The organism is Vibrio scophthalmi LMG 19158 (assembly GCF_000222585.1).
GTDB lineage: Bacteria > Pseudomonadota > Gammaproteobacteria > Enterobacterales > Vibrionaceae > Vibrio > Vibrio scophthalmi.
This window is the reverse complement of record NZ_AFWE01000114.1, coordinates 1-8,651: the sequence shown is the minus strand read 5'-3', so window position 1 is coordinate 8,651 and position 8,651 is coordinate 1. Positions and strand designations below refer to the sequence as shown.

The window sequence follows — 8,651 nt, the reverse complement described above, 5'->3', positions numbered from 1 at the left end:
GGCAACTGGCTCCGTAGCACCTTAATAGATTGAGGGAAAATAATGCCATATTCAGCGACTAAGCCTCTTATCTGATTAGCAAGTGCTGTTCGTTGTTCTACCAAGCGTTTACGGACGCTACGCAATGCTTTTAGATCTTGTAGCTCAACAGATTTAACGGGGACAAAATGAATATCGGGTCTTGAAAATGCTTCACAGATTGCCCTTGCATCGTTGGCATCATTCTTTTGTCTTCCTACAAAGGGCTTAACGTGTTGTGCAGGAATAAGTGTGGCGCTAAACCCTAGTTGTTGAAACGCTCTTTCCCAATGATGAGACGTTGCACAAGACTCCATAGCAAGAGCTGTCTTATCCGGCAACTGACGTATTGTATCAAGTAATTTATCCCGCTTAACCTTGCGATTAGATACTATTTTTCCATCGGTACTCAGTACGCATACCTGAAAGAGGGTTTTGGCTAGATCGATACCAACAACTTTAATAGACATGCTTGTTACTCCTGTTCTCAATGGCTGCACCATTAGTTTGGTACAACGACGCTAAAAAGGAGGTGCGTCCATCACATCAAAGCCTGTTAACCTAACACCTTATGTAAGCCTATTGCTGACTTGCCAAATAAATAACCATCAGAGCCGCTAAAATAATGGCCACAATGATATTACGTTTTCGCTTACCTCTTGGGTCAGCTTGCCCGCAATGACAGCAAATCTTCACGTCAGGAGAGATTAACCCTTTACAAGCTCGGCACTGTGTCAACGTCATTTTCTATCTTAGTTATAAATGAAGAATTGCCGCCATTCTAAATTCGTTACGCACTTTGTTGAAATATTATTGACAGAATTATTTTTCTGGACACGATAGATAAATCGTTCCAATTATCCATAGCCTTGTTCTGGAGCTCAAACATATCGGTACTATTAGGATGAACTCACTACTTACGAAAATTCGCATTTCGTCCGAGTACAATAAAGGGGCACAACGAGATGCGCCCCTAAACTGACTAACCGTCCATTCTTAAGTTTTACATTTTAAACCACCTAATTACGCTTATTATGCTCTAGACTCACCATTACGCGCCGCCATTGATGCCAATGCATCGGCCTTTTCATTCCCTTCAATACCACTGTGCGCTTTCACCTTAAACACCTCTACATACTTATCGCTACGCAGCTCATCCACTTGTTGCCATAAATGACGATATGCCACTGGCTTTTTATTTGCTTTACGCCATCCCTTCGCTTTCCAACCATCCAGCCATTCGTTGTAGCCCTTCACACAAAACTCACTGTCTGAGTAGATAACATCACCATCGACGGCATACCCTAACGCTTCCACTAACGCCATAAGCTCTAGTTCTGCATTATCTGTTGCTCTATTGATGGTGATTGCGTAGCTATCCACCAAATAATTATCTTCATCGTACACCGCAATACCGATACCGCCTCTCAGACAACCGCTCTGATTGTTGGGTGCTGCGCCATCGATGTAAATTGAGTAAGAGCCTTGATTTTTATTTTGATTAATGTTCATGAATGTATTCCTTCTAGGAGATGACTGGCCTTATTGTTAGACCAGTCTCGATTGGTTAGTCATAGGGTATTGCTGGTGGCTATAGGGGTTATGCTTGTTGTTCATCGCGCTTGCTTAAGCGCTCTTGCATCCATTCTTCGATTTCACTTTCTACCCAAGCTACCGCTCTATCACCCAATGACACGCTTTGCGGGAATCGTTCTTCGTTCATGAACTTGTAAATACTTGAACGGCCTAATGCCGTTACTGCCATCACTTCTTTTAATCTTAAAAATCGCATGAGAATTATCCTTTGAGCTATGAGTTCAAAGGAATCCCCTTCGCTATTAAAAAATATTGAGTCCGACTTCGTGCTGGGCTGGCTCGCCACGTTTCCAAAAAATTTCAACCATATATTACCTCCTTGCATCTACCCATTAATCAATTCAAGGAGTGCTATTATGCATACCGATTACGTCACCACCGCCCCAATGACGGCCTTACAAGTCTTCGAAAAAGCCGCTGAGTTACTAGAGCACCAATACCAACGCGACCACTCATTCACTAAGCCTGACCACACCAAACACTACCTCTCGATGAAGTTAGGTCATCAAGAGCGGGAAGTGTTTGCGGTGCTGTTTTTAGATAACCAAAATCAACTCATCCGTTACCAAGAGCTGTTCTATGGAACAGTAGACTCCGCTTCCATCTATCCTCGTGAAGTCGCTAAGGCCGCACTGCAAGCCAATGCCGCATCTGTAATATTTGCGCACAATCACCCTTCCGGCGTAGCCGAACCCTCATCAAGTGATAAACGCTTAACGACTCGATTGGTGGACGCATTGAAGCTGTTAGACATTCGAGTGCTTGATCATGTTGTGGTGGGCTTAGTCTGTGTCTCTTTTGCAGAGCGAGGGCTTATCTAATGAAAAGAAAAATCAGGCTTCACGGCAAAGACTTAACCTTACCGCTCAATCTGCATCGTCAGCTTGAAACTGTGCTCGATAGCTTTTCTCTTCGCACTGATATTCATCGACTCTCTGTGAATTTTAGAGATACCGGTTACTACCACCGAAGAGAGGGATTGCACCCAGTGGAGATGCGCTTTGAGCGGGATGAAGATAATCGTCATATTTGGAAGTTGGTGTTTATTGCCAGTTTTTCTTATCCCGATGAACACAGCCCGCACGTTGCGCCCGAGCTCTATTTCAACTTTAAACGTGGTTGGTTCTATCAACCCGATATTCAAGGCTGTGAACTAGCAAGGCCCCAAGTCATTGACCTATTCAAGTCATGGGCGATAGCCTTCGCTCGTCAACTGCATAACCAGCATTTTGATGATATCTCCGCCAACGAGCTACGCCTTTAACCCCATCGAATCTCAACCCGATTAAACAAACTATTATCTTATTTCAATCATAGGAGGACACGCCGTGTCTGTATTACAAACTATCATCACCGTAACCAACCTTATCCCTACACTGTTACCGGTATCTAACAAACTCAATCAATGTCTTATTGATGCAATGAACCAGCAATGTAAAGACAACCCCAAATGGTTATCTGACTTAGAGACAACAAACAGCGTTATCTTCAACTTTCGAGATAAAAGCTACAGTGCTGAAAATGGCGGTTTTCATCCGGTGGAAATAGCCTTAACCAAAGAGGCGGATAACACGTGGCGCTACGCCTACATCACTGACTTTGCCTTTGTGGGCAATCACTATCCTGAATTAGCTAAGGAGTTAGATTTCGATTTTCTGAGTGGCGAATGGTTTGCCAGTTACTTAGGCGATTATTCATCCATCAAAGAAGACGCTGCTGCGAAGGAATTGTATTGCTTATGGGAGCATAACTTTCTGGCTTATGCCGATATGGGCATGTATGACGAAATCAATATCAACGTATCTTAATCATTGGGTTCTATGTCAACACATCACGCCGCAGCCATTTGGCCGCGGCTTTTTTATGTCTGTAAATCATCAATCAGGATCTCTCATCATGAGTAACATAATTAATCCAACCCTTACACCGTTCTCAGTCCTCGTAAATTGGTCTGAATCTAATGAGTTCAACGAAGGAGAAATCTATAACTTCATGGACTTTGAACATAAGGCATTAGCGATTGCAAAACAAAACCCTCTAGGGGGTTATGATAAAACCAATGTCACCGTCACATTTGAAAATGGCGATCAGCACCAATGCCGATTGGATTTAGGCTGCAATGGTAATGACATCGGCTTTGCTGATCATTGCTTGAGTTCGCTTGAATACCATCAAAAACATCAGTTTGATACAGATAAACCGTCGCTACGTAATGATGAGCACCACCAGCAATTAATCGCACTCATGCTCACCTATCGTTTTGAGATCGGTTTTGTCACTGACGCTCGAATTCAAACCATCAAAGCCACTGAACTTGCCAAGCAACAAGAACGAGAGAAAGAGCTGGCTAAACGTGAACAACAAGAAAAGGAGCAAAAAGAACATCAAGCGAATGAAGTCGCCTTTCAATCTGCGCTAGTCATTCCTGAATGGGCGAAAGGCGTAATTGTAGCCACTTATACTGAATACGATAAAGAGCTCAGTGATCCCCATGTAGGAGACCATCATACTAAAACCCCTCGTACCATTATCTTAGCGTGGTCTACCCATACCAAACGATTATTTCCAGAGCTGCGTAAAGCCTGTTTGAATCACCCTGATACGGTATTTCTAAACAACAAAGAACAAAGCTGTGAACATCGTAATAACTATGGCATAGGACAAGGCGATGGCTTAACCGTTCTAGATTATAACTACCATGGCTGGTGCATTCAAAAGATGGTGTTTTGGAATACCGCCATTAAAGCGAAATACGTGCCTTTTGGAGAGGTGGCGATCCAAGAATAAACCACCATCAGGCAGCAAATATAGCGGAGGCCATTTGGCATCTTCTTCTATTTCATCGTTCAAAAACCGCATTGGACGCTTGATGCCCAATGGCTATTTACACTCGAAAGAAATTCATTATCTGAGTCGCCATCATGCCCATTATCAATCGCAGCACCGCTCAAGAAAAATCTATCCACGAGTTGTTTGAATTACTAAAGACCGATAGCTCTAATGAAATAAGAGAGATCGCCATCGATGAATTACTCAAACGAGGTTATACCCTTGATGACATTAGTCTCATTGCCCATTCAGACGCTCAATAATCACCGAGCCTCACCACTATGAGCAAACAGATACGCTTTAGTACTTACGAGCACTTATCCCTTGTGTTTGAGATATACCAGCTCGTGCCTTATCACTTCAAGACCACCACGCTTGAAATCAAACACCAATTAACAGAAAGGGAAATACATCGAGACATTCGCACCATACAACGCAATCTCAATGTACTGGTGGTCCTTAATTTGATTGAGAAAGATGACCGTAGCAAACCTTACGGGTATCAAAATAAATTGCATCAACGTCATGCGCTACCGCCAAGAGATGCGCTCATCTTTCAGCTCGCTAATGAGCACCTCATTCACTTAACGCCCGCCAGTCTTCTTAACGCACTACAGAGCCGATTTGAAGATGCAAGACGCTCTTTATTTTCAACCGCCAGTGCAAACAAAGAAAGGCAATGGCTGAAAAAGATAAGCAGTCAGTTACCACGCCAAATTTACGAGGAGAATTTTCAGAAAATTAATACCGCGCTTTACCACAACCATTGGCTAACTTTGCATCTACATGAAACCACAAAACTGTATGTCATGCCTCTGGGATTAATGCATCACTACCCGGCGATTGAATTGATTATTGGGCAGTACGTCAATGAACAACTTGAAACCCAAGTCATTGCAATCGAACACATTCAAGCAGTGAGCGTATCAACGTTCACCTTCGAATACCCATCCACCTTCAATGTAAAAACACATCAACACAATTTACTAAACAACACAAAAGAGGAAACAGAATGAAAAAGACACTTACCGCACTCACCTTCATCACTAGCATCTTTGCCTCTGCTCATGTGTCGGCAGGATCTGCACCTTTAGAAATTTATAAGGAGTTCCGTGGTAACGCTTCCGTATTACGTGCTGTTGCAAGTAATAACAACGTAGTAATCAAGGAAATCATACTTAACCAAGGTAGTTGTCAAAACGGTAATGTCCGATTAACTACCGTAGAAAAAATACGTTACCCCAACGCTCGTCAAATGGCGCTACCATACACAATGAAGATGGGTGAAAAGCGCATGTTCTCACCATCGGCAACATGCAATATCATTGAAGCAACTGTACGTACCAATAACGGGGATTGGACGTGGACATTTAATTAATTCTCTCTGAACAATCGTTTGGGGGCCATGTTCGACCTCGGTTAGTTCCAAATAAATTGGAACTAACCTTTAAAATATTGAGGTATCGGCTAGATTTTTCGTGAGATTGAGCAGACATTACAAGCATCAGCCTATTCATAAAGCTGATAGTTGTGAAACGCCTCCTATTTGCTCTCACGGTTTATAGGAGGCACTTAGTCTTATTTGTGGCTTTGTTGCGTAATTCATTTCGAAGCCGAACAGCCCATTTGGACTGATTTTTAGCCAACACGGCAAGTTTTAGGCATACCAAGCCCTTTGAGCTTGTTCAATGCTTTGATCATCGCGTAGGTTTCACCAACTTGTGCGTTGTAATTTCTTAGACTTAGCCGTCCATCAAACAACTGTTTGACTCGATACATCGCCGTTTCAGATAGCGAGCGCTTGTGGTAGCCATAGCGCTTTTTCCAATGCTTATTCGAACCATATAGCTTTTGACAACCAACTGCTAAATTTCTCGGATGACCTCGTTCCCAGAATGCCGCACCCTCTCTTGGAGGGATAAGTGCTACAGCTCGTTTGATGCGGATTGCTGCGTGGCAATCCCTCGTGTCATAAGCCCCGTCGCCTGATATCTCAAGGATTTTTCGACGTGTTTGCTTAAGCAAATTAGGCAACACTTCTGCATCCGTCACCGTTGATAAACTCAACTCTGCGGCAATAATTTCGTGCGTACTCGTATTAACTGCGAGATGTAATTTTCGCCACACTCTGCGTTTACCATCCGTGCCATGTTTTTTTACTTTCCACTCGCCCTCACCATAAACCTTGAGACCTGTCGCATCGATAGCAAGATGCTGAATCGCTCCTTTGGTTTTCGTCTTAAAACTTACATCAACGTCTTTGGCTCGACGACTGATACAACTGTAATGTGGGCAGCGCAGTGGAAGGTGAGCAAGTTGAAACACGGAATCAATAAAGCCTTGCGAAGCGCGAAGTGGCATTGAAAAAATACGCTTTATCATCAAAGCGGTTGTGATGGCTAAATCACTGAAAACACGAGGTCTCCCGCGCTTGTTTTGCTTGCCTTGTTTCCACTCTCTTATCGCTTCCTCGTCAATCCAAAACGTCAGAGAGCCTCGGTTTATGAGAGCTTGATTGTATTGCTTCCAGTTGCTTGTTTTGTAACGAGGTTTCGACATGAGACTACAGAGTTGAATGAATGTAGCCGATCAGATCGTAAGCTTTGGATTTAGTTCCATCGATTTACGCAACAAAGCCCTTATTTGTGTGAATAACACGCCCCCATTATTGGTTGACTTTGCCCGCACTCCAACGCGGGCTCTTTTTATCTGAGTATCACCCCACCATTTATTTTTTGTACTCTGCATGTAAAACAGCGCTTTCCCTTTGTGGTTAGCGAACCTATAAAGCAGGGCCACTCAACAGAAAACCAACTCATTGTTTCAAGAACGATTTCGCATCAATATTTGAAGTGGTTCACATGAAAAAAACAGCCAAAATCAATCGATTTAATTCCTTATTTACATACAAAAAATAGGGTTAATATCTTGAGCAAATATTTAAGTTTACCGTAACACTGCAAATATACTAATAAGGAATAAGAAATGAAAAACAGTTTATTGTTAGCCGCCCTATTAACAGCATCACCTCTTGTTTTTTCCCAGGATTCCACCGTCGTTAACGGACTTGATTTTGGACCATTAGCAAAGCTTATTGGTGAATGGAAAAGCGCAGAGTCTGGTGGCGTGGACATAGCCCCAGGCCAAGATGGCACAAAAGTAGGAAAAGGTGGACCAGCCGTTGAGCCCTACTATGAAACTATCGTATTCGAACCTGCAGCAGATGCCAAAAATGCCAGTGACCAATATCTTGTTGCTCTTTACTACAAACAAGAAGTCTTTCGAAAACGCGATAATGGTAAATTTCATGACCAGCGTGGCTATTTTATTTATGACAAAGAAAATCAAATGGTTTACAACTCTTACTGCATCCCAAGAGCGGTCTGTGTTGTAACGGAAGGAAAAGTAAGCGATAAAATTGAATTTAAAACACAAAAACGTGGCATTGCAGAAAGTGAATACATGACAAAAAATGACACCACTACCGATTTCTCTATGCTGTTAGATATTAGTGCAGACGAGGTCATTCGATACTCACAAACAACTGCGCTGCATGTCTATGGCAAACCGTTTGCGCACACAGACACAAGTACCTTAATCAGAGTTAAATAATCCCTCCATTACAGCTTTGCTTTTTTGGACAGCTATCGCTATCCATAAGGCGAAAAGGAAAGAATATGTTCTACAAAAAACCATTATCATTGCAAACCATCGTTCTACACTGGACGACAGGGTTGATGTTTATCGCTATTTTTATCCTTGGCCTTTATATGGTCGAACTACCAAAAGGACCGGACAAATTTGAGTTAATCGGTTTACATAAATCACTCGGCGCGCTGATTTTGATTATTGCCATAACTCGTATTGTTTGGCGTATAAAAGAAGGTGCAATAAAGCCAGCCTCTATCGGGTCCGCATGGCAAAATCGGCTGGCAAACATCATTCATGGTCTATTAATGCTAGCCACGCTAACCATGCCCCTTTCTGGAATAGCAATGAGTGTAGGTGGCGGCCGCGGCGCTGACATCTTTGGCTGGCAGCTTATAGCGAAAGGCGATAGCATTCCATGGCTTCAAGAACTAGGTAGTATGGTACATGGTTTGTCAGTCAATATAATTATCGCTCTATTAACTTTACATATACTCGGAGCAATCAAGCACCAAATTATTGATAGAGATAATACCATGGCACGTATGCTAGGTCGTATT

General features: G+C 42.7%; 13 protein-coding genes. 9 read left to right on the top strand and 4 right to left on the bottom strand.

Features of this window, described 5'->3' with window-relative positions:
- The 3 genes from RH88_RS09820 to RH88_RS09810 form a co-directional block, all read right to left on the bottom strand.
- Positions 1-488, bottom strand: a 488-nt coding sequence (locus RH88_RS09820; protein ID WP_005595433.1) for an IS110 family RNA-guided transposase, incomplete at its 3' end; no start/stop codon positions are given.
- Positions 489-1,050: 562 nt separating this feature from the next.
- Positions 1,051-1,530, bottom strand: coding sequence for a ribonuclease HI (locus RH88_RS09815; protein WP_005595431.1), 480 nt, complete (start codon positions 1,528-1,530; stop codon positions 1,051-1,053).
- An 88-nt stretch (positions 1,531-1,618) separates the two neighbouring features.
- Positions 1,619-1,810: an AlpA family transcriptional regulator gene (locus RH88_RS09810; RefSeq protein WP_005595430.1), complete on the bottom strand. Its 192-nt coding sequence runs from the start codon at positions 1,808-1,810 to the stop codon at positions 1,619-1,621.
- Between the two features lie 160 nt (positions 1,811-1,970).
- Between RH88_RS09810 and radC the strand changes: the two genes are divergently transcribed.
- The 7 genes from radC to RH88_RS09780 all read left to right on the top strand — a co-directional run bounded on the left by radC (position 1,971) and on the right by RH88_RS09780 (position 5,821).
- Entirely contained in the window at positions 1,971-2,435 is a 465-nt protein-coding gene (gene radC, locus RH88_RS09805) for a RadC family protein (RefSeq protein ID WP_005595429.1), read from the top strand.
- Positions 2,435-2,878 carry a DUF2787 domain-containing protein gene (locus tag RH88_RS09800; protein WP_005595428.1) on the top strand — a complete coding sequence of 148 codons (444 nt, stop codon included), beginning with the start codon at positions 2,435-2,437 and terminating at the stop codon, positions 2,876-2,878. The genes radC and RH88_RS09800 overlap by 1 nt, the downstream gene beginning before the upstream one ends.
- A gap of 64 nt (positions 2,879-2,942) precedes the next feature.
- Positions 2,943-3,422: a DUF2787 domain-containing protein gene (locus RH88_RS09795; RefSeq protein ID WP_005595427.1), complete on the top strand. Its 480-nt coding sequence runs from the start codon at positions 2,943-2,945 to the stop codon at positions 3,420-3,422.
- Between the two features lie 88 nt (positions 3,423-3,510).
- On the top strand, positions 3,511-4,401 hold the full coding sequence (locus RH88_RS09790) for an LPD25 domain-containing protein (protein ID WP_040757918.1): 891 nt from the start codon (positions 3,511-3,513) through the stop codon (positions 4,399-4,401).
- Positions 4,402-4,535: 134 nt separating this feature from the next.
- Positions 4,536-4,706 carry a hypothetical protein gene (locus tag RH88_RS23590; RefSeq protein ID WP_005595424.1) on the top strand — a complete coding sequence of 57 codons (171 nt, stop codon included), beginning with the start codon at positions 4,536-4,538 and terminating at the stop codon, positions 4,704-4,706.
- A gap of 18 nt (positions 4,707-4,724) precedes the next feature.
- Positions 4,725-5,459: a hypothetical protein gene (locus RH88_RS09785; RefSeq protein WP_005595423.1), complete on the top strand. Its 735-nt coding sequence runs from the start codon at positions 4,725-4,727 to the stop codon at positions 5,457-5,459.
- On the top strand, positions 5,456-5,821 hold the full coding sequence (locus RH88_RS09780) for a hypothetical protein (RefSeq protein ID WP_005595421.1): 366 nt from the start codon (positions 5,456-5,458) through the stop codon (positions 5,819-5,821). Before RH88_RS09785 ends, RH88_RS09780 begins: the two co-directional genes overlap by 4 nt.
- 260 nt (positions 5,822-6,081) lie before the next feature.
- Here RH88_RS09780 and RH88_RS09775 read toward each other — a convergent pair whose 3' ends face one another.
- Complete coding sequence (locus RH88_RS09775; protein WP_005595420.1) at positions 6,082-7,002, bottom strand: IS5 family transposase; 921 nt, start codon at positions 7,000-7,002, stop codon at positions 6,082-6,084.
- Positions 7,003-7,428: 426 nt separating this feature from the next.
- Here RH88_RS09775 and RH88_RS09765 point away from each other — a divergent pair, with 426 nt between their 5' ends.
- The gene (locus tag RH88_RS09765) at positions 7,429-8,055 is read left to right on the top strand and encodes a heme-binding beta-barrel domain-containing protein (protein ID WP_005595416.1); all 627 of its coding nucleotides are present in this window, start codon (positions 7,429-7,431) and stop codon (positions 8,053-8,055) included.
- Between the two features lie 65 nt (positions 8,056-8,120).
- The coding region (locus RH88_RS09760) for a cytochrome b (protein ID WP_005595414.1) at positions 8,121-8,651 on the top strand (531 nt) is incomplete at its 3' end.